The 21,320-nt window shown below is 68.3% G+C and carries 18 protein-coding genes; 6 read left to right on the top strand and 12 right to left on the bottom strand.

Annotated features, from left to right (window positions below; translation table 11 throughout):
• The first annotated feature begins 30 nt into the window (after nt 1-30).
• The 3 genes from OHA18_RS11265 to OHA18_RS11255 are packed head-to-tail and all read left to right on the top strand — an operon-like array spanning nt 31 to nt 1,913.
• Nucleotides 31-576, top strand: coding sequence for a 2TM domain-containing protein (locus OHA18_RS11265; protein WP_329003935.1), 546 nt, complete (start codon nt 31-33; stop codon nt 574-576).
• A 40-nt stretch (nt 577-616) separates the two neighbouring features.
• Nucleotides 617-1,258, top strand: a complete 642-nt coding sequence (locus tag OHA18_RS11260; RefSeq protein ID WP_329003934.1) for a Pr6Pr family membrane protein — start codon at nt 617-619, stop codon at nt 1,256-1,258.
• Between the two features lie 4 nt (nt 1,259-1,262).
• Nucleotides 1,263-1,913: a class I SAM-dependent methyltransferase gene (locus OHA18_RS11255; protein WP_329003933.1), complete on the top strand. Its 651-nt coding sequence runs from the start codon at nt 1,263-1,265 to the stop codon at nt 1,911-1,913.
• A gap of 134 nt (nt 1,914-2,047) precedes the next feature.
• On the opposite strand, the gene OHA18_RS11250 is transcribed toward OHA18_RS11255, so the two are convergent.
• Entirely contained in the window at nt 2,048-2,683 is a 636-nt protein-coding gene (locus OHA18_RS11250; RefSeq protein WP_329003932.1) for a transglycosylase family protein, read from the bottom strand.
• A gap of 287 nt (nt 2,684-2,970) precedes the next feature.
• A complete protein-coding gene (locus OHA18_RS11245; protein ID WP_329003931.1) occupies nt 2,971-3,507 on the bottom strand; it encodes a DUF5946 family protein in 537 nt (178 codons plus the stop codon).
• A gap of 98 nt (nt 3,508-3,605) precedes the next feature.
• Here OHA18_RS11245 and OHA18_RS11240 point away from each other — a divergent pair, with 98 nt between their 5' ends.
• The gene (locus tag OHA18_RS11240) at nt 3,606-4,205 is read left to right on the top strand and encodes a response regulator transcription factor (protein ID WP_329003929.1); all 600 of its coding nucleotides are present in this window, start codon (nt 3,606-3,608) and stop codon (nt 4,203-4,205) included.
• On the opposite strand, the gene OHA18_RS11235 is transcribed toward OHA18_RS11240, so the two are convergent.
• From OHA18_RS11235 to OHA18_RS11195, 9 genes are all read right to left on the bottom strand, one after another.
• Nucleotides 4,184-5,893, bottom strand: coding sequence for an ABC transporter ATP-binding protein (locus tag OHA18_RS11235; protein WP_329003928.1), 1,710 nt, complete (start codon nt 5,891-5,893; stop codon nt 4,184-4,186). The two genes, OHA18_RS11240 and OHA18_RS11235, sit on opposite strands and share 22 nt — an antisense overlap.
• A complete protein-coding gene (locus tag OHA18_RS11230; protein ID WP_329003926.1) occupies nt 5,890-7,542 on the bottom strand; it encodes an ABC transporter ATP-binding protein in 1,653 nt (550 codons plus the stop codon). The genes OHA18_RS11235 and OHA18_RS11230 overlap by 4 nt, the downstream gene beginning before the upstream one ends.
• Complete coding sequence (locus tag OHA18_RS11225) at nt 7,539-9,374, bottom strand: prolyl oligopeptidase family serine peptidase (protein ID WP_329003924.1); 1,836 nt, start codon at nt 9,372-9,374, stop codon at nt 7,539-7,541. The genes OHA18_RS11230 and OHA18_RS11225 overlap by 4 nt, the downstream gene beginning before the upstream one ends.
• Before the next feature lie 204 nt (nt 9,375-9,578).
• Complete coding sequence (locus OHA18_RS11220; RefSeq protein ID WP_130387812.1) at nt 9,579-9,716, bottom strand: SapB/AmfS family lanthipeptide; 138 nt, start codon at nt 9,714-9,716, stop codon at nt 9,579-9,581.
• Nucleotides 9,717-9,719: 3 nt separating this feature from the next.
• On the bottom strand, nt 9,720-12,287 hold the full coding sequence (gene lanKC, locus OHA18_RS11215; protein ID WP_329003921.1) for a class III lanthionine synthetase LanKC: 2,568 nt from the start codon (nt 12,285-12,287) through the stop codon (nt 9,720-9,722).
• Nucleotides 12,288-12,555: 268 nt separating this feature from the next.
• Nucleotides 12,556-13,650 (bottom strand): ABC transporter ATP-binding protein, encoded by a 1,095-nt coding sequence (locus OHA18_RS11210; RefSeq protein ID WP_329003920.1) that lies wholly within the window; start codon nt 13,648-13,650, stop codon nt 12,556-12,558.
• On the bottom strand, nt 13,647-14,420 hold the full coding sequence (gene modB, locus OHA18_RS11205) for a molybdate ABC transporter permease subunit (RefSeq protein WP_329006086.1): 774 nt from the start codon (nt 14,418-14,420) through the stop codon (nt 13,647-13,649). The genes OHA18_RS11210 and modB overlap by 4 nt, the downstream gene beginning before the upstream one ends.
• 29 nt (nt 14,421-14,449) lie before the next feature.
• Nucleotides 14,450-15,250 (bottom strand): molybdate ABC transporter substrate-binding protein, encoded by an 801-nt coding sequence (modA, locus tag OHA18_RS11200; RefSeq protein ID WP_329003919.1) that lies wholly within the window; start codon nt 15,248-15,250, stop codon nt 14,450-14,452.
• Nucleotides 15,250-15,657, bottom strand: a complete 408-nt coding sequence (locus OHA18_RS11195; protein ID WP_329003918.1) for a TOBE domain-containing protein — start codon at nt 15,655-15,657, stop codon at nt 15,250-15,252. The genes modA and OHA18_RS11195 overlap by 1 nt, the downstream gene beginning before the upstream one ends.
• Nucleotides 15,658-15,744: 87 nt before the next feature.
• On the opposite strand from OHA18_RS11195, the gene OHA18_RS11190 reads away from it, so the two are divergent.
• Nucleotides 15,745-17,667, top strand: coding sequence for an acyl-CoA dehydrogenase family protein (locus tag OHA18_RS11190; protein ID WP_329003917.1), 1,923 nt, complete (start codon nt 15,745-15,747; stop codon nt 17,665-17,667).
• Nucleotides 17,660-18,286 carry a hypothetical protein gene (locus OHA18_RS11185; RefSeq protein ID WP_329003916.1) on the top strand — a complete coding sequence of 209 codons (627 nt, stop codon included), beginning with the start codon at nt 17,660-17,662 and terminating at the stop codon, nt 18,284-18,286. The genes OHA18_RS11190 and OHA18_RS11185 overlap by 8 nt, the downstream gene beginning before the upstream one ends.
• A gap of 445 nt (nt 18,287-18,731) precedes the next feature.
• Here OHA18_RS11185 and OHA18_RS11180 read toward each other — a convergent pair whose 3' ends face one another.
• Nucleotides 18,732-21,263, bottom strand: a complete 2,532-nt coding sequence (locus OHA18_RS11180; protein WP_329006085.1) for a bifunctional FO biosynthesis protein CofGH — start codon at nt 21,261-21,263, stop codon at nt 18,732-18,734.
• Nucleotides 21,264-21,320: the final 57 nt, after the last annotated feature.

Here is a 21,320-nt window from a genome sequence, read left to right as displayed (position 1 = left end):
CATCACAGTCGTGCTGAAAAAATCGGAAGGGTGAACGACGTGCTGGTCGCTGTGATCGTCGGGTGTGAGATCGGGTTCTGGGTGCTGCTCGCCGCGGGCCTGGTCACGCGGTACCTGCTGAAGCTGCCGAAGGCCGGGATGGTCCTGCTGGCCGCCGTGCCGCTGGTCGACGTCGTCATGCTGGTCGCGAGCGTGATCGACATCCACCGCGGCGCCGAGCCGGCGTTCAAGCACTCGCTGGCCGCGATCTTCATCGGCGTCAGCGTCGGTTTCGGGCATCAGACGCTGCAGTGGGCCGACAAGTGGGCGGCGCACTACCTCGGCGGCGCGCCACGTCCGGTGAAGCCACCGAAGAAGGGTCCGGAGCGTGCTCGCCACGAGCGGGCCGGCTGGTTCCGGCACCTGCTGTCGTACGTCGTCGGTGTCGGCATCATGATCGCGCTCGGCCTGCTCTCCGGCCGCGGGTACGACGCGGTGCTCGCGCCCGCCGGGACCTGGACGCTCGTGCTGGTGATCGACGCGATCGTGTCCTTCAGTTACTCGTTCGGCCGCGACCGCGAGAAGCAGTCGGTCTGACGTCCCCGGTTCGCGCGGTGACTCGTCGTAGATTTCCGGCATGACGACGCTTGGGCGGATCTGGGCTGCGGTGACGGTGGCAGTAGTGGTGTTCGGGCTCGTCGTACAACTCTTCGTGACGGCCGGCGGGCACGACGGCTTCTTCCCGGACAATCCGGACCGGGTCTTCAATGTGTTCGCCTACTTCACCATCCAGTCGAACCTGATCCTTGGCGGGACGGCGCTGATGCTCGTCCTGCAACCCGGCCGGTCGGGCGGGCAGCTGTTCAAGACGCTCCGGCTGAACGGCGTGCTGTGCATCGCAGTGACCGGCATCGTCGCGCACGCCGTACTCGCGGGCCTCGTCGACCTGCACGGTTGGGCGGCCGTCGCCGACTTCCTGTTGCACACGGCTGCTCCGGTGGCCGGGGTCCTGGGCTGGCTGTTGTTCGGGCCGCGCGGACTGGTCGACTGGCGGATCGTGGGCTGGTCGATCGTGTTCCCACTGCTCTGGCTCGTGTTCACGCTGATCCGGGGCGCGTTCGTCGGGTTCTACCCGTACCCGTTCGTCGACGTCGACCAGCACGGTTACGGGCGGGTGCTGCTGAACTGTCTGCTGGTGGCGGTACTCTTCCTGGCTCTGGCGGCTGGGGCGACCACCCTGGATCGCCGGTTGCACCGGAAGACAACCGTCGAAAGGTAGACCCGTGCTGGTGACCTCGCGCTCGTACGCCGAGTACGAAGCGATGTTCGACCTGAAGGAACTCCCGGACTCCATCCTCGACTGCTGCGCCGGCGGCGCGAGCTTCACCGCCGAGGCCGCCGAGCGCGGCGTCGACGCGATCGCGGCCGACCCGGCGTACGAGCTGGAGACCCCCGAACTCGTCGACAGCGTCCGGCGGAGCCTGCCGGCGACGTCGGGAATCGTCGACGAACATCAGGGGAGTTTCGTCTGGCACTGGTACGGATCGCCGGAGCGGAAGGATCAGTACCGGATCGAGGCGGCCGACCGGTTCCTGCAGGACGTGATGTCCGCACCGGAGCGGTACGTCGCCGCCGGACTACCGGAGCTGCCCTTCGGCGATCGCCGGTTCGAGCTGGTGCTCTGCTCGCACCTGTTGTTCACCTGGTCCGACAAGTACGACCGTGCCTGGCACGAGGCCGCATTGCGCGAGCTGATCCGGGTCAGCAACGCCGAGGTCCGGATCTTCCCGCTGGTGCAGCAAGGGGCCGGTGAACCGATCCCGTGGCTGCCCGAGCTGCTCGACTCACTCGAGGGCGTGACCACCGAGATCCGCAAGGTCCCCTACGAGTTCCAGGTCGGGGCCGACAAGATGCTGGTCATCACCCGCAGCTGACACTCTGGTGCTTCCCGCTCATCGCGATCACGGATGAGTTTGCGCCTACCCGCCACGATGAGCGGGAAGCGGTCCAGGGGTGCCGGGCAGGTGGCCGGAGGACGGTCTACGACCACCCACCCAGCGGTGCCGGGTCAGCGGAGGTACTTGCCACAGACGGGCCACGGGGACGCGCCGCGCTGCGAGTACAGCTTCTTCGCGCGCATCAGCTGCTCGGCCGCGGAGGCCTTCGCCGGGTTGCCGGAGCCACCGACGCTGCGCCAGGTCTGCAGGTCGAACTGGAACAGTCCGTAGTAGCCGGCCGGGTTCACGGCGCGGGGGTTGCCGCTGGACTCGCAGTTCGCGACCTTGGCCCAGGCGCCGCTCAGGTTCGCCTTGCCGCTGCTCGCCTTCGGGCGGTCCTCGGACCGGCTCGAGCGGACGTCGCGGTCGGCCTTCTTGGTCGTGGCCTTCTTGTCGGTGTGCGGCCGGGTCTCGGACTTCTTGACGACCTTCGGCGCGGACTTCTTCGCGCCGTCCAGGGTCAGCGTCTGCCCGATCAGGATGAGGTTCGGGTCCTTCAGGTTGTTGATCCGGGCCAGCTCGTGCCAGTCGGCACCGTTGGCCTGGGCGATCTCGGAGAGGGTGTCGCCGGCTTTGACCTGGTAATCGGTCGCGAACGCCGCGCCGGCGCCGGCGGCGGTGATGCCGGCTCCCAGACCGGCGATGGAGAGGGTTCGAGCCACCCGGCGGGTACTTCGCCGGGCGCGCGCATGTCGGGCCTTGGACATCAGAAAGCGCTCCTTGTGAGCTCGGGCATGGTGGGACACACCAGGCCCTCGTGCAGGGGGAGGGGCAATCGGACACATCCCACAGCAGGTCACAGGACAGCGTCCGAATGGTCACGCCACGGTAACGACGCGACCTGAGTCATCCTGGGTGAGGTTCGCCCGAAACGCAAGTGCAGATCGTGATCTGCCCCGAACTTTTTCCAGGTCCTGACGTATCGAAACCCCAACAACAGAACGGTTTCCGAGCCGACACGCCCATCCGCAACGGCGTGGAACCGATCGGTTTATCAGCGCTTGAAATACCGTTCCGGGACCAGTTCGACGGTCAGTTCCCGGACCGTTCCCCGGACGTCGTCCGGCCACGACTCCCAGACCTCGCGGGCCCACTTGAGCAGGGCCGACTCAACGTCGTCCACGCTGCCGGCGGTGAGTACGTCGTACGCCGTGAGCTCACCGACACGGGCCGGCGGGACGAGCCGTGGCCAGTCGTCGTACGAGTTGGCCATGATGCCGTGGGCGGTCCGTACGTCGAGGTTGCCGGAGCCGCGTTCCAAGTACATGTACAGGCCGTTGAGCGCGAAGAGCGGGCCGATCCGCGGGGCGTCCGGGTTGACGTGCTGAGCGCCGTACGCGTCGATGCGGAGCTGGTGCAGATACCCGAGGCGGGCCGCGTTCTCGACCTCGAAGCCGAGGAGCTCGCCGGCGACCTCCGCGCACTCCGCCGTGGCGTTGTACTTCGGGGTGATGGGCCACTCCGACCGAGGAAGCACGGCGCGGCAGCCGGGACAAACCGTTGATTCATGCGTGTCATCGGGCGAGTTCACTCGTTGATGGAAGCACGGGCACCGCCGTCCGGCAGCTGGTTTACCGGGGGGCGTGGTGGCCGGCGGATGAGGCGACGGATGTGATGGGGGCAGTAGCGGTGATCCGAGTGGCTCTCGGCCATCGCGGCACGTTGGTGCGTGGTGCACTGGCCGCGGTGCTGGCAAGGGAGAACGACCTGGACGTGGTGGCCGAGCTGGACCGCTCGGAGGACGTCCTCCAGGTGGCCGGGCGGCGCCCGGACGTCTTCTTGCTCGATCCACAGCTGCCCGGGCGGATCCGGATCGAGGAGCTCTGCCGCAAACTGGCCGGTCGCGGCGTGCTGGTGCTCATCGACCATGAGGCGATCGCGGCCACCAGCCTGGCGCTGGTCAAGCAGGCGCCGCGGATCGGGCTGATCGCGACCGACACGACCACCGACCAGCTGGTGCAGGCGGTGCGTGACGTGGCGAAGGGCCTGCCGGTGGTCGACGTCCGCCTGGCCGTGGCCGCGCTGAAGGCCGGCGACAACCCGCTCACCGATCGCGAATGTGAGGTACTGCGTCAGGTCACGACGGGAGCGACCGCGCAGGAGGTGGCGCGCACGCTCAGTCTGAGCGCCGGCACGGTTCGCAACTATCTGTCCCGGATCCTCGCCAAGACCGGCTCCCGGAGCCGGATCGAGGCGATCCGGAAGGCTCAGGACGCGGGCTGGATCTGAGCGCTGGGCTGACTGTTGGGCCGGCCGTTGGGCTGGGCGCTCGGTGTCCAGCTGCCGTGCAGGTCGCGGTAGAGCCGCGAGGTGCGCATCAGGCTGGCGTGCGTGCCGAGCGCGGCCTTGTTGCCGTCGAGGACGAGGATGCGACGCGCACGGAGGGCGGAGCTGATCCGGTGGGCGATCACGATCAGCGTTCCGTCGCGCTTGGCGAACGCCTCTTCGGCTTGCCGCTCGGCCTCCGGGTCGAGGAAGCAGGTCGCCTCGTCGAGCACGACGAGCGGTGCGGGTGACAGGTAGGCACGGACCAGCGCGATGAGCTGCTTCTCGCCGGCGGACAGCTCACCGGGCTTCACGTCGTCCAACCGCTCGATCAGTTGTGTGGCGCCGACTGCCTCGACCGCTTCGGCGACCTCGTCTTTGGTTGCGTCGGGCAACAAGTAAGTCAGGTTGTCGTGCACGGTACCGCTGAAGACGTACGCCTCTTGGGGAATCAGCACCCTCGTCCGCGCCAGCCGCTCGGTGGTCACGTCCGTCGGAGCCACGCCACCTAGCAGCAGCCGGCCGCTCGTCGGGGCGAGCATCCCGCAGACGAGACCGGCCAGCGTCGACTTCCCGATGCCGCTCGGGCCGACCACTGCCAGGTGCTCGCCCTCGGGCATGGTCAGCTCGAGTTTGTCGAGGACGGGTTCGGCCTTCGGGCCGTAGGCGAACGTGAGGCTTTGGAGCCGGACCTGATAGCCCTTGAGCTCATCGACCGGGCGCGGCTGCTCCACCGGGGTGGACGTGTCGAGGATCCGGCCGAGCGTGATCACGTACCGCAGGCCGCTGTCGCCGAGCGCGTTCATCACCGTGTTCAGCGCGGGCTGCAGGCCGATCAGCACGTACGTGAGCCCACCGAGCAGCGTGCCTGTGCTCACACCGCGTCTGACCAGCCATGGCCCGGCGGCGAGCAGGATCAGCAACGGCAGCCATCCGCCGACCGCGAAGCACAACGTCCGCAGGGCCGCCACCTTCGCCAGCGCTCGCTCCGCCGTCGCGTGAGCCTCGATCGGCTGGCCGACCAGCCACTCGGCGTACTCCTCGGTCCCGGCGGCGGTGACGTCGCGCACCCCGCCGAACACCATGCCCGCCGATGCGGCGAGGTCTTCGTCGGCTGTCAACGATGCGCGAACCCGGTCCGCAGCCATTCCCAGCACAGCAAGCGACAGCGCGAATCCCACGATGAACGGCGGTACGACGAAGGCCGCGACGAGTGGGGCCAGCGACAGCAACCCGGTCAGTACGCCGAACAAGGTGACCGCGAAACTTCGGAGCACCAGGACCAGCCCCGCGAACGTGTCGCGGACGATCTCGACCTGCCGATTCAGTCGCGCGACGGCGCCGTCGTCCCCGGAACGCAGTGCGCCGCCGACAACCCGCCGTACCAGATCGTCGCGGAGCGGCTCGACCAACTCACCGAGCCGCCCGTACACCTGCCGCGCCCCGGCTGCGCCGAGACAAGCCGTCACCACCAAACCGCCCAGCCAGGCGATCCCTTGCCACGCATGGCCGGCGAGAAAGCTGTCTGTCGCCCGTGCCACTGCGACCCCGTACACCGCCGTCGGCAGGATCTCCGGAACCGACCACGCGATCAACTTGACCGTGGCCCGCTTCCGCAACGCCGCAGCGCCGTACGACAGCTCTCGTTTCATCCGAAGATTTCTCGGTACGACGTGTTGTGCCAGAGGTCGGCATGCGGCGCGATGGCGCGGACCTGGCCGTGGTCGAGCCAGATGACCAGGTCGGCGCGCGCCGCGGTGGCGGGGCGATGGGTGACGATGAGGCGGGTGCGGTGGTGCCGGTCCTCGGTCAGAGTGCGCGTGATCTGGCGCTCGGTGGCCGTGTCGAGGCTCGACGTGGCGTCGTCGAGCACTAGTAGGCGACGGGCGGACCAGGCCCGGGCCAGGCCGAGCCGCTGCCGTTCGCCTCCGGACATAGGGGCCTTGCGCAACGAGGTGAGGTACCCGTCGGGCAGTCGGCTGACGAAGTCGTGGGCATGGGTGGCGCGCGCGGCGGCCAGTGCCCGAACCGGGCTGACCGCATGTGGGTCGAGCGCCTCGCCGACTGTCCGTCCGACCAGCTGAGGTCGCTCGAACGCGCAGCCGACCGCGCTCCGCAACTCGTGCCGGCTGATGGCCTGCAGCGGTACGCCGTCCAGTGACACCTGCCCGGTCGACGGGTCGCGCAGCCGTGCCGCGACTGCCGCGAGGACGGACTTGCCGGCGCCGCTCGGGCCGACGACTGCGACCGTGAGACCACCTGGCAGGTCGAGATTCACGTTGTCCAGCAGGACATTCCCGTCGGCGATCACGCTGACACCGTCGAAGCTGAGCTGGCCCGGTCCGGCCGGGACCGCGAGCGTGCCGTGCGCGACGGTGTCGATCGCGATCACCTCCGCAGACCGGCGGACGCCGGCCTTGGCGCGGGCGAGCTCGCCGAGGACGCCGGTCAGGTTGCCGAGACCGGCACCGAGGACGGCGTACTGCGAGGCAGCGAACAACTCGCCGGCGGTGATGTGGCCGGAGACGAGCTGCAGACCGCCGACCGCGAGTACGGCGACGAGGACGAGCGGCCCGACGACCGCTGCCTGTGCGCCGGAGCGGGCCAGGATCCGCCAGGTGACGACGCCGTTGCGGTGAAGCTCGGGCAAGAGGCCGAGGATGCGGCGCTCCTCGCGTTCCGTCGTACCGGCTGCTGTGATCGTGCGGATGCCGGTGAGTGACTCGGACAGCAGGGCGGCGATGCGGCCCTGGGTCTCCTGGTAGTTGAGGCTGACGTCTGCTGTCCGCTTGGCGAACGTCCACAGGACCAGGACAACCAGCAGTACGCCGCCGAAGAAAGCGACGGCAAGCCACGGATCGATGACCGCCAGGAGGACGAGGCTGCCGAGCGGAGGCGCGATCGCGGCGATGGCCGTCACTGCGGCCGGACCGGCCTGGGCGGCGTCGGTCGCGTTGGCCGAGACGCGGGTGACCAGGTCGCCGGTCTCGAAGTCGCGCGTACCCGAGGGGCCGCCGCGGACGACATGCCGGACCAGGCGGTGGCGCAGCCAGGCGGTGGTCTCGGCGACACAGGCCGCGCCGGCGAACGCGTCGACGATGCTCGCCGCGATCCCCAGCCCGATCAGCGCAGCCGCCGCAATGAGCCAGCGGGTGTATCCGCTACCGGCCACGATCGAGTCCACCGAACGACCCAGGATCGTCGGAAGCGCGAGCGTCACACCGCTGCCGATCAACGCATTGACGCCGATCAGCGGCAGCCAGCCCCGACCACGCTTCGCCACCTCACTGAAGGTGATCATTGGTCCAGGCCTGTCTCGGTGGCGAGGAAGGCGAGCATGTCGGCGGCGAGGTTGATCCCGCCGGTCGTGTGACCTGCGTCCGGCTCGAATCTCAGCAGCACCGGTCGTTGGCTCGCGGTGGCATGCTGCAGCGCCGCGCACATCTTCCGTGCATGCAAGGGATCCACGCGAGTGTCGTTCCCGAATGCGGTCAGCAGCACGGCCGGATACTTCACGCCGTCGGCGACGCGGTGGTACGGCGAGTAGCTCGCCAGCACCTCGAACTCGTCGGGATCCTGCGCCGAGCCGTACTCCGCGGTCCAGCGCTCGCCGAGACCGGAGAGCTCGTAGCGGATCATGTCGGTCAGCGGTGCCGAGGCGACTGCGGCGGCGAACAGCTCCGGCCGTTGAGTAAGCGCGGCTGCGACCAGCAGGCCGCCGTTGGATTCGCCGCAGATGGCGAGCTGGTCGGCCGTGGTCCAGCCTTCGGCGATCAGGTGCTCGGAGGCGGCAATGAAGTCGTCGATCGTCTGCTGCTTTGTTGACTCACGGTGTGGGGCATCGCCGCGGATGGTCGCGGTCACGAAGGCGCCACCGGCTTCGACCCAGGCGAGCGCGAAAGCGGAGTACGTCGGCGTCAGCGACTGCCCGAAGCCGCCGTACCCATAGAGGATCGTCGGTCCGCCTGGTTTGCCGATCACGTGCAGCGCGAGCTCGGTGCCGTCGGGCGAGGTATAGCTCAACTGATGCGTCTCGGCTTCCCGCCTGCTGCTGCTCGCCGCCGTCGTCTGGCCGGTGCTCGCGTCGTAGCAGTGGACCGTCGGCGGCGTCACGCTGTCCGTGTAGGTGAACCAGGCTCGATTGCCGTCGCTGCTCAGGGATCCGACGGAGCCGAAACCTGGGAGGTCGATGGCGCCTTGGCGGTGTCCGGTCTCGCGGTCGTGGACGGTGATTTCGTTGGCCGTGCTGACCAGGACTACGTCGTCGAGGACTGCGAGTCCTGTCAGAGGCGCGTCCGGCTGGATGTAGTCGTGCCAGACCGTCGGCTGAGTGGGGTCGCCGATGCAGATCCGGCCGATGGTGACGACGTACAGGCGGTTGTCAGGGCCGACCGACATGATCGTGGTGGTGTCTTGCGGGAGGTGGGCCGGCGCTGCATCCGTTGTCAGATCCGCGAACCACAGGTCGCTCGTCGTACAGATCGTCAGCCAGCGGCCATCGGCGCTGATCTCCAGTCCGTACGACGCCTCGCGGTCGAGGATCGTGATGTCGTCGGGGTCGCCCAGGTGATGGCGCCGTACTTGACGGAAGCGCACGTAGTAGAAGGCGTTGCCGTCCGGAAGCCAGGTGACGGGGGAGTAGCGGCAGCCGTCGAGCGGGCCGTCGATCAGCTCGCCCGTCTTCACGTCGACAATGCTCAGGGTCGAGCGCTCGTCGCCGCCGCGGGAGATCTGGAACGCGAGCTTGGTGCCGTCCGGTGACGGCTGCCAGGCGTCGAGCGTGGTCAGGCCGGTCGGGTCGAGTTGCTTGGTGTCGATGAGCGGTGTCTCGTCGACGAACAGAACGACGTGCTGACCCGCCGCGCGCCGCAGTGTGAAGCAGCGGCCACCACGCCAGACGGGGGTGGAGATGCTGCTGACCTCGGACAGCTGCCGTATGCGGTTCTTCCAGCGGAACCTGCTGGTCAACGATGCGGCGTACGTGAGCCACAGGTCGTCCTGATCCCGTGACCACTCCGTGGCCGCCGAGTCGTCCTCGAGCCACCGGTACGGGTCCGCGATTGCACGACCGTGCACCTGCTCCACGAGCGACAAGCGCTCGGCGCATGGATAAGACTGCACGGAATCGATCACCTCACTTTCTCCTTCCGTCCCCCACCAACACAACGAGCACCTGGTCGCTGAGCTACAAGAAGCCGTCCGGCGACCGAGGCGAGTCGGTCACCGGAGTCGGAGCTGTGCCCTGGAGCCGTGCTCTGGATACGGGCCCTGGATGCAGGTCGGCCCTGGGTGGGATTGCCGCCCAGGGCCGACCTGCCTGGCAATACAGGTGCCGTATCAGTGGCAGAGCAGCAGGCTCAGGTTGCTCGGGGTCTGCGAAGCGCAGCCCAGCACGGTCAGCGTGGAGCCGCCGTGGTGGTGGCCGCCGTGGCCGTAGCCCGGGGTCTCCAGACCCTGAAGGTCGAGAAGTGCCATTGTTTACACCTCCTTCGGTGCAGTTCGTCGGGACAAGGACTCGGACCACTGGGGAGGTCCGAGGAACGGGAGGGCCACCGGCGCGTCGTGCAGCGCCGTGCCCAGGGCCAGCAGTACGCCGGCCGATCCGGTCGCCAGGTCCATCGAGAGACGGAGCAGCTGGTTGCCCGGGTACGCGAGGCCGCCTTCGAACGGCATCGCGTGCCAGCCGAGGCCGTGCACCAGGTCGTCGACCGTCGCCTGGTCCTCGTCGAGTGCCGCGGCGGTGAGGAGCAGGCCGGCGCGACCCATGAACAGGCCGGGCTGGACGTAGTAGTCGCAATGGGTAACCCGCGTCAGCTCGTGGAGCGTCGCGGACAGCTCTTCGGACGGGCGGTGGCGCAGGTACCGTTCGAGGACGAGCGCAACGCCGGCCGAGCCTTCTTCGAGGTACGGCAGGGTCCGCCAGCCCTGATTGACCTGGCGCATCCCGTCGTCGGTGAGCACCGTCCGCTTGAGGTCCTGCCGGATCGCGATCTCGGCGAGATCGAGCAGACCGGTGTCACCGAGCTGCTCGAACGCGTTGAGGAACAGCAGCGCGGGCCCGGACGATCCGTACATCAAGCCGGCGCGGGCGTGCTGCCCGCCGCTGATCTCCGGTACGTCGGTCTGCAGCCGGTCTGCGACCAGGTCGAGGACGCGGACGGCCTTCGCGCGGAGCGTCGGCTCGGTGTCGAAGTGCAGGAGGCTCAGGCCGATGCCGGCCAGACCGGAGTGCAGGCCGAGCTCGCGGGAACTCCAGTCGTCGGCGAGCGTCCGCTCGACCAGATCGAGCGCATCCTCCTGATAGCCGAGGTCGTCGAGGACGTGCGCTACGCCGTGCAGGCCGCTGTACAGGCCCGGTCCGGTCTCGGTGTCCACGGCTCGTTTGCGCAACCACTCGTCGTACTCGGGGAATCGGGCCCCGGTCTTGCTGAGCGCGTAGAGGACGCCGGCTGCGCCGGTCGCGAGGTCGATGCCGCCGCCGTCGCGGAACTGAGCGATGTCGCCGGGGAACAGCCGGTCGGTGCGTTCGGGTGTCGCGCTGGCGACGATGGACTTGGTGAGCGCGTCCCGGACCTCGGCCCACTCGGCCTCGCCCGGCAGCGCCAGGTCGACCATCTCGGGATCGTGGGTCTTGCTGGGTCCGACGATCGTCCGGACGGCGTCGTCGAGCGTGGCCCTCGGCACCGGGAAGGTGTCGGCGATCATGTCGGCGAGCTGGAACGCCTTGCCAGGGTGGAGATTGAGCAGGATCGTTGCCTGCGGCGCATAAACGCCGAGCGCGATGCAGGCCAGCGCGTAGCGGTCGACGTCGACGCCTTGCCGGTCCTGCGGAGCGGCGTACCCGGGGTGGGCGAGCGTCGACCGGGCCTGGTCCTCGGCCCTGGTCGCGACCTCGAAGTCGATCAGCGTCAGCTTGCCGTTCGCGTCGAGCAGCAGGTTGTCCGGGTGCAGGTCGCAGAACACGACACCGCGCTCGTGCAGCTGACCGACAGCCTCGCCGACCTTGGCGATCATCGCGGTCGCCCACTCGGCGTACTCCGCCCGGTCGGCCTCGGTCGCATCCGGGTGCGTCAGCGGATAGCGCCGTACGAGCTCGCGTTGCAGCGACACCGAGTCGATGTGCTCCTGCACAAGGAAATGGTGCTCGCCCAGCTGCAGGTAGTCGTGCAGCTTCGGCACGGCGTCGAGGCCGTCGAGCTGCTCGAGGATGTCGCGCTCGTGAGAGATGCGCGCGACCGCGTCCCGGCCGGCCATGTCGAGTCCGGCGTACGGACGGCCCTCCTTGAGGACGACGCGGTCACCGGTCTCGTTGTGGTGGCCGACGTACACGCCGCCGCCGTTGGAGAACTGGATGACGCCGTCGAACGTGTACTCAAGATCGTTGGTGGTGACCGCGTTGCGGGCGTCCAGGTGCGGCTGCAGGAAGTCCGGCAGCGGGATCCACGGCGGCGTCATGAACGTCGGGCCGCGATGATCCGGGACAAGGTTGCCCTGGGCATCTTCGATGGCGAGGACGCGCTCGCCGTTCGGGGACAGGCAGTACCTGCTGACGAAGGCGCCGTACCGGACGAAGAGCGGACCTTCGCTGTAGCGTAGATCGCTCAGAATATAAGGGCCTTCGACGCCGGCGAGGATCTCGTTGAGCTCCTTGAGGACCAGCTCGCACTGCGCGTCGTCGGTCGGGTAGATCGTCACCAGCTTGCCGCTCGACCCACGGGGAGCAGCCTTCGAGTTGACCATCACCAGAACGGCTTCATTGCGCAGGAACTTGAACGCGATGCCGCGCGGGACGCAGTACTCCCACACTGCCTCGAGCGTCCGCTGCACGTCCTGCAGCCGCGCCGACACGTGGATCTTCCACCCCTGCGCCGGCAGCCGGAGGCCGTCGGGTGCGTAGTGCATCCACTGCTCTCCCGGCACGTGCCGCCACCCGTCCGGCACCGCCCGATCGGCGATGGCGAAATCCGGATGCTGAGCACCGCGGTTGGCCGGCGTCTCGTAGAACCGCCGATCCGCAAGGCAATAGAACTCGTAACTCTCATGCATGACTGTCCGACCCCCCTTTCGTGGTGCCCCGCCACATCTTGGGCGGCGCCACCGGGGTCGGCGTAGTGCACGATGTCATCACTCTCGTGTGAAGAACCCACACACTACGAGTGAGTAACTAAACACTCTTCGTTACCGGATCGCGCATCCTGAGCGCGAATGCCCCCGTAACAACATGTCAATCCACGACAACAACGTCACGGCCCGTAACCTGTCGCTCGCTGCATCGTGCATGTCTCGCCCGCGGGCGCTCCCTTCGTCGCTCTACCTACACCGGATATGTGTGGACCTCGGTGGCTTTGAGGGTGGCTTCTAGGGGTTGGCCGGGGGTTAGGTGTAGGTCGGCTACGGCTGCGGGGGTGATGTCGGCGAGGAGGTCGGCTGGGCCGGTGGGGGAGGCGTTGAGGCGGACTCTGACGGTGTGGGCGTGTTGTTCTATGCCGGTTACTACTGCGGGCCAGGTGTTGCGGGGGCTGCCGGCGGGGGCGGTCGGGTAGAGGCTGACCGCGGTGGGTGGGAAGGCCACGTAGACCGGTCCGGTTGCCGGCTCGGCCAGGGTGATTGTCGCGGAGCCCGCGTCGGCCGAAGGCGTGTTCGGTGTTGCGGGGGCGAGGGTGACGGTGGTGCCTGTTGCGGTGCCTCGGTAGAGGTTCAGGCCTACTAGTTGGGCTACGTAGTCGGTGCGGGGGCGGTGGGCTACCTCGGTGGGTTTGCCTTCTTGGACTACTTGGCCGTTCTCGATGATGACCAGGCGGTCGGCCAGGACCATCGCGTCGAGGGGGTCGTGGGTGACCAGCAGGGTGCGGCCCTCGAAGCGGGCGAGGTGTTGGCCTAGTTCGGCTCGGACGTGGAGGGTGGTGCTGGCGTCGAGGGCGGCCAGTGGTTCGTCCAGTAGCAGCAGTTCCGGGTCGGTGGCCAGGGCGCGGGCGAGGGCTACGCGTTGAGCTTGCCCGCCGGACAGGGCGCGGGGTCGGGTACGGGCGTACTCCGACAACCCAACTGTCTCGAGCCACCGGGCGGCCTCCTGCCGCGCGATCTGCTTCTCTACGCCTCGGGCTCGCAGTCCGAAGGCCACGTTCTCCAGGCAGCTGAGGTGGTTGAACAAGAGGTAGTCCTGGAAGACCACGCCGATCGGCCGACGGTCGGGCGTACGGAAAGTGCGTGGGGGCTCATCCCAGACAGTGGAGTCCAGCGCGATGCGTCCGCCGTCCAGTGCGAGCAGCCCGGCGATCGCGCGGAGTGCGGTGGTCTTGCCGGCGCCGTTGGGGCCGAGGAGCGCGACCACTTCGCCCGGCTGGACAGTCAGGTCCAAGGACAGCTCGAACGAGCCACGGTTCACCTGCAGGTCGGCGTACAGAGTCATTGCAGCCCTCTGATCCAGCGCTCGCGCAGAGACGCCAGTACGACGACAGAGACCAGCAGCAGCACCAGACTCAGTACGACGGCCACATCCGGATCAGTCTCCAACGCTAGGTAGACAGCGAGCGGCATGGTCGTCGTACGCCCGGGGAAGTTCCCCGCGAACGTGATGGTCGCGCCGAACTCACCCAATGCGCGCGCCCAGCACAGCACAGTCCCCGCAACGATCCCTGGCGCGATGGAGGGCAGGGTCACTCGGCGGAATGTCGTCCAGCGGCCCGCACCGAGTGTTGCGGCCGCCTCCTCGTACCGCGGGTCGGCTGCGCGCAGCGCGCCCTCCACGGAGATCACCAGGAACGGCATAGCCACAAAGGCCTCCGCCACGATCACACCGGCGGTTGTGAACGGCAAAGAGATCCCGAACCACGAATCGAGGTACTGGCCGACCAGACCGCGTCGCCCGAGCACCAGCAGCAGCGCAACCCCACCAACCACTGGCGGCAGCACCAATGGCACCGTGACCAATGCGCGGATCAAACTGCGTCCCGGGAGCCCGCCCCGAGCGAGCAGCCACGCCAATGGAACGCCCAGCACTAAACACAGCGCCGTAGCGGACGTAGCGCACACCAGCGACAGCCTCAGGGCCTGCCAGACGTCGGCACTGTGCAACTTGGCGGGCAGTGTCGACCACGGCGCTTTGGCAAGCAGACCGATCAGTGGGACGAGCAGGAACGCCAGCCCGATCAGAGCAGGCAGCAGGAGCACGAGGGGCAGCCGCCCGCTCGTACTCCTGCCATGACGGCTCACGGTGCGGAGAAGCCGGCTGCTGTCAGGACTGCCTTGCCTTTGTCGGACAGAACGTAGTCGACGAACGCCTTCGCGCCGTCCGCGTTCGGAGCCTTGGTCAGCGTGGCGATCGGGTACTCGTTGACTGCCTTGCTCGCTTCCGGAAACTCGATGCCCTCGACCTTGTCCTTGGCGGACAGTACGTCGGTCTTGTAGACCAGCGCGGCGTCGACCTCACCGAGACCGACCTTGGTCAGCGCGGCCTTGACGTCCTGCTCGAGGCTGTCCGGCTGCGCGGCGATCCCGGTGGCCTTGAACACCTTGTCGGCCGCCGCGCCGCACGGCACCTGGACTGCGCACAGCGCAATCTTCTTGTTCTTGTCCGCGAAGTCCTTCAGCCCGGTGATCTTGCCCGGGTTCCCCTTCGGTACGGCGATCTCGAGCGTGTTGCTGACGAAGTTCGTCGGGGTGCCCTTGTCCTTCACGTCGTCCATGTTCTTCGGCGCCGCCGAGGCGAACACGTCCGCGGGCGCACCCTCGTTGATCTGCTTGGCGAGCGCGGAGCTGCCGGCGAAGTTGAAGTTCACTTTCACGCCGGGGTGCGCGGCCTCGAAGTCCTTGCCCAGCTGGGTGAACGTCCCGGTCAGCGAGGCGGCCGCGAAGACGGTGATGGTGCCGGACACCGCCGGCGTGCTGCTGCTCGAATCGCTCGAGCTGCTCGAAGGCGAGGACGACGCGGCCGGGCTGCCGTCGCCGCAGCCGGCCATGGTGAGGGCGGCGACCGTGGCAAGGGCGGCGAGCGCGGTACGACGGAACATCAGGCCTCCGGTATTTCGACGACGACATGAGTGGACTTGATCGACGCGACGGCCACCACACCGGGCTCCAGCCCGAGCTCGTCCGCGGCCTCACGACTCATCAGCGACACGACGCGGAACGGCCCGGCCTGCATCTCGACCTGGGCCATCACGCCGTCCTTCAGCACCCGGGTGACGATCCCCCGCATCCGGTTGCGCGCCGAGGCGGCGGTGGTGTGGCCGGGCTCCGGGGAGTCGGCCAGCTCCTGGGCGAACGCGGCGAGCGCTTGCCCGTCGACGGCCATCCGGCCGTTCTCCTGCTTCGACGGCAGCCGGCCCTGATCGATCCAGCGCCGAACCGTGTCGTCGCTGACCCCCAGAAGCGCAGCCGCCTCACTGACCCGCAAGTTCGGCACGGCAGCCAGCATACTGCCGCACCTGCGGATTGATGCCAGGTTTTCCACAGTTACGAACCGATGACGGATCGGGCTGGGCAATCCGCATAAGTTAAAGGCATGAGCACATCGGGGATGCGGGACTACTTGGACGGGCCGCACAAGGTGGCGCGGGATGTCGTGCGGGCTGGGTTGGCGGCGCACGGGGAGTTGGGCGATCTGGCGGTGCGGATGCCGCGGGACGAGTATCGCGACAAGGTGCTCGAGTTGTTGCTCGAGGCGGCGGCGGACGGGCTGCCGGCGCGCGGGTATCCGAAGGAGTACGGCGGCGAGGGCGATCTCGGCGGGTTCATCGCGGGGTTCGAGACACTCGCCTTCGGTGACCTGTCGTTGATGGTCAAGGCGGGCGTGCAGTTCGGCCTGTTCGCGGGAGCGATCCTGCACCTCGGGACGGAGCGTCATCACGAGCAGTACCTCGCGGATGCGGTCAGCGGGCGGTTGCTCGGCTGCTTCGCGATGACCGAGACCGGTCACGGGTCGAACGTTCAGGCGCTCGGCACAACAGCGACGTACGACGGATCGGCGGGAGAGTTCGTCGTGCACACACCAACCCAGGAGGCGCGCAAGGACTACATAGGTAACGCGGCACGGCATGGGCGGATGGCGGCGGTGTTCGCGCAGCTCGTCGTCGGTGGTGAGAGTCATGGCGTGCACTGCTTACTGGTGCCGATCCGCGCCGAGGACGGTACTGCGCTGCCGGGCGTGACACTGTCCGACTGCGGACCCAAGCTCGGGCTGAACGGCGTCGACAACGGGCGGATCGTGTTCGACCAGGTCCGGGTGCCGCGGGAGGCGCTGCTGGACCGCTATGCCCAAGTCGATGCCGATGGCAACTACACCAGCGCGATCGAGAACCCGGACCGGCGCTTCTTCACGATGCTCGGGACGCTGGTGCAGGGACGCGTGTCCGTGGGCGGCGCGGCGATCAACGCGAGCAAGGTCGCGCTGACCATCGCGATCCGGTACGGCGCTCAGCGGCGGCAGTTCGGCGCTCCGGGGAGTACTGAGGAAGCGGTGCTGCTCGACTACCGGATGCACCAGCGGCGGTTGCTGCCGTTGCTCGCCCGGACGTATGCGTTGCATTTCGCGCAGGCCGAGCTGGTCGAGGAGTTCGCGCGGGTGTTCAACGACGATCGCGACGAGCACGACCGGCGGGCGTTGGAGGCCCAGGCGGCCGGGACGAAGGCGCTCGGGACGTGGCATGCGACCGAGACGATCCAGATGTGCCGTGAGGCGTGCGGTGGCGCCGGTTACCTGGCGGAGAACCGGTTGGCCACGTTGAAGGCGGACACCGATGTGTTCACGACCTTCGAGGGCGACAACACCGTCCTGCTGCAGCTGGTGGCGAAGGGATTGCTGACGGACTACCGGGAGTCGTTCGGCAAGCTGGACCCACTCGGGACGGCGCGGTTCGTCGCGGCGCAGGCAGTGGAGATCGCGGTCGAGAAGGCTGCCCTGCGGCCGCTGATCGAGCGACTGCGGGACGTCGTGCCCAATCGGAGCGACGCGGCGGATCCGGATGCGGGGTTGCGGGACGACGCGTACCACTCGGGACTGCTGCGGTTCCGGGAGCAGCACATGTTGTCCGGGGTGGCGCGGCGGCTCAAGGCCGGGATCGACGCGGGCGACGAGCCGTTCGAGGTGTTCAACCGCTGTCAGGACCACGTGATCGCGGCCGGGCGGGCGCATGTCGACCGGGTCGTGCTGGAGGCGTTCCAGGCCGCGGTGCAGGAAGCGCCGGAGGAGCTCCGCCCGAGGTTGCACGATCTGTACGACCTGCATGCCCTGACCGCGATCGAGGCGGAGCGCGCCTGGTACCTCGAGCACGGGCGGCTGTCACCGGGGCGGTCGAAGGCGATCACCGCGCTGGTCAACGAGTTGTGCGCGGTCGTCCGGCCGGCCGCGGTGGACCTCGTCGACGCGTTCGGAGTACCGGGCTCGGCAGTGGAGGTGCCGATGGTTGTACCGTCACAGCATGAGTGAGTCGATCGAACCCGCGTCGGCTGCCGAAGCCGCCCGCGAACTCGCCCGGGTACTGCTGGAGCAAGCCGACGCCCTGGACCTGCACGACCTGCGGGCCACCGGCGCGATCGAGAACGTCCGGGTCCAGGCCCGGGCACTCGCGGACGCCGTCCACGAACGAGGCTGGGGTGACATCTTCCTCGGGATCGACTCGTACGACCCCGACGAGCTGGACGACCTGCCGCTCGGGCCGGACGACTTCGACGACCCGGCGGACTACCGGGAGATCGTCGAGGGCGGTGGTCTGGACGACCTCGAGGAGCTCGGCGAGCCACCGATGCCGGAGGACGGTGTCCGGCTGAGCTACCAAGCGCGCTACGACTACGTGGTGACCGACCCGGAGGCCTTCGTGCAGTACGTGCGGAGCCGCGCGGACGAGGCGCAGAACGACGAAGTGATCGACGACATCGAGGACGCGCAGTCGGCCTTCGAGCTGCTCTGCTACCTGGACGGGCTGGGCTCCAAGGAGTACGAGTCGTTCGGGCTGATCCCGGGTGGCGGCGAAGAGTCGCACAAGATCGTCGAGTTCTCCCTGTGGGACCTCGACCCGACCCGGCGCGACGACACCTACCCCTACTGACAGACCCCGGAAACAGAGCTTCCCCGCTGTACTGGTCCCCAGCAGCACCAGTACGGCGAGGAAGTCTCCACAAAGAAACGCCGACCGTGCCGGACGTTGGTCGCCACCTCACTGGCGACCAACGCCCGACCGGCACGGCCGGCGTCCTGCTGTTGCCCCGAGAGGGCAAGTGGCCCGAAGGAGGGTGGGCCCGAAGCTCATTCCGCGGCCGGCAGGGGAGGTACAGTCCGGTCCCGGACGGGAGCTCATCGGGGGCCACCTGGACCCGGTGCCGGCGACCCGTCCGCCGCCGACAAGAGAACGTTGTCATGGGGCCGCTACTACCGGGAATCATCCGGTTCAAACATTTGCATTGCCTTTGAAGTAGGCAACGCTCAGTGAAACTTCCCTCACTTTCCGTGCAGATGTTGCCTTCTGCAACAACTAACCACTCGTCAAGACATGATCAGGCGAGTTCCAGCGACGGACGGGCCGGGACCTCGCCGTACGTCGTGGTGCGCTGGCGGGCCGGGCGGCCGGCGGCGGTGGCCATCGCGGTGAGCTCGGCGATCGACTTGCGGCTGCCGTGCTTGGATCCGGCCATCCGGCTGATGGTCTCCTCCATCAGCGTGCCGCCGATGTCGTTGACGCCGCCGTTCAGGACCGCGACGCAGCCGTCGACGCCGAGCTTCACCCACGAACACTGGATGTTGTCGATCCGCCCGTGCAGCATGATCCGCGCCATCGCGTGCACCGCGCGGTTCTCGTCGTACGTCGGGCCTGGCCGGGCGACCCCGGCCAGGTAGATCGGCGAGTTCTGGTGGATGAACGGCAGCAGGACGAACTCGGTGAACCCACCGGTCTGGTCCTGCACGGCCGCGATCGTGCGCAGGTGCTGGACCCAGTGGTGCGGGGCGTCGACGTGGCCGTACATCATCGTCGAGCTGGACGGCAGACCGACCTTGTGCGCGGTGCTGATCACCTCGATCCAGCTTGCCGTCGGCAACTTTCCCTTGGTGAGGATCCAGCGGACGTCGTCGTCGAGGATCTCGGCCGCGGTGCCGGGAACGCTGTCCAGCCCGGCCTCCTTCACCGAGATCAGGAACTCCTCGATCGACAGGCCGGTGCGGACCGATCCGTTCACGATCTCCATCGGGGAGTACGCGTGCACGTGCATCTCCGGGACCCGGTCCTTGACCGCGCGGACCAGGTCGGCGTATGCCGTACCTGGCAGGTCAGGGTGGATACCGCCCTGCATGCAGACCTCGGTGGCCCCGATCACCCAGGCTTCCTCGGCCCGCTGGCCGACCTCGTCCATGGAGAGCGAGTACGCGTCGGCGTCGGTGCGTCGCTGGGCGAAAGCGCAGAACCGGCAGCCGGTGTAGCAGACGTTGGTGAAGTTGATGTTCCGGTTCACCACGTACGTCACGTCGTCGCCAACCGTTGCCTTCCGCAACTCATCCGCGATCCGCGCGAGCTGGTCCAGCGCCGGCCCGGTGGCCGTCATCAGAGTCAGCGCCTGGGCATCGGAGAGCCCGGCCGGATCACGCTCGGCGGCGGCGAGAGCCGCCTTCACCTCGGCGTCGATGCGCTCGGGCGCACCGGCGAGCGCGTCGCCCGGCGTGGCGCCGGCGGCGGCTTCGGCTGCGCGGCGCGCCGCGACGTCTTCGCGGAGGACGTCCCAGTCGCCGTACGCGGCATCGAAGTCGGAGCGGGTCTCGGTGCGGCGGCCCTCGGTGTCGATTGCGGTGTGGAGGTCGGTGCGTCCGACGCTGTCCCAGCCGCCGTCGGGCTCCTGCCACGGCAGGCCGGTGGGCTTGGCGTCCTCGTTGGCCAGACCGGTCTCCGGATCGACGAGAGCCTCGACGTGCGAGATCAGCCGCGGATCGAGCCAGGGCTCGCGCAGGTACTCCGGATGCGCGGTGAGCCGTTCACGCAGTACGAATCCCGCATCAGCGGTGACCTTGGCCAGGTCGTCGATCTGCGGCCACGGACGCTCCGGGTTCACGTGGTCGGGTGTCAGCGGCGACACCCCACCGAAGTCGTCGACGCCGGCATCCAGCAACGCACGGCATTCGGCGAGATCGACGAGGTTCGGCGGCGCCTGCACGCGGACCCGCGGCCCGAGGATGATCCGGGTCACCGCGATCGCGGCCAGCCATTCGTCCAGCGGTACGTCGGCGTCGTTACGCATCGCCGTGTCCGGCTTCACCCGGAACCCCTGGATGATGACTTCCTGGATCCCGTTGTACTGCCGGGCCACCCGGCGCAACGCGAAGATCGAGTCCGCCCGCTCGGTCAGCGTCTCGCCGATCCCGATCAGCAGCCCGGTCGTGAACGGAACGTTCGACCGCCCGGCATCCTCCAGCACCCGCAGCCGGATCGCGGGGTCCTTGTCCGGCGACCCGAAGTGCGGCTGGCCCTTCTCCTCGAACAGCCGCCGCGAGGTGGTTTCCAGCATCATCCCCATGCTCGGTGCGACCGGCTTCAATCGCTGCAGGTCCTGCCACGACATGACGCCCGGGTTCAGGTGGGGGAGCAGCCCCGTTTCCTCGAGCACCCGGATCGCCATCGCCCGTACGTAGTCGAGCGTGCTGTCGTACCCGGCCTCCTCCAGCCACTGCCGCGCGGCGTCCCACCGGTCCTCGGGCGCATCGCCCAGCGTGAAGAGCGCCTCCTTGCAGCCCAGCGCCGCTCCTTGCCGCGCGATGTCCAGCACCTCGTCCGGCGACAGGTACGGCGCGTGCACGCGCCCCGGCGTGGTCGCGAACGTGCAGTAGTGACAGCGGTCCCGGCACAGCCGGGTCAGCGGGATGAAGACCTTCTTCGAGTACGTGATGATGCCAGCTCGGCCGGCGTCGGCCAGGCCCTGGTCGCGGACACGGGCCGCGGTCGCCATCAGTGCGGTCAGCGCGTCGCCGCTCGCGCCGAGCAGCACCTCCGCTTCCGCCGGGTCGAGGGTCTTGCCGTCATCCGCGCGCTTCAGCGCGCGCCGCATCGCGGTGCTCAGATCGTTGGCCACGAAATCCGAGCCTAAATCGGGAAATCCGGTCGA

Source organism: Kribbella sp. NBC_00709, assembly GCF_036226565.1.
In the GTDB taxonomy this organism is placed as follows: domain Bacteria; phylum Actinomycetota; class Actinomycetes; order Propionibacteriales; family Kribbellaceae; genus Kribbella.
The sequence above is the reverse complement of the archived record's forward strand: the minus strand, read 5'-3'. Positions and strand labels throughout refer to the sequence as shown.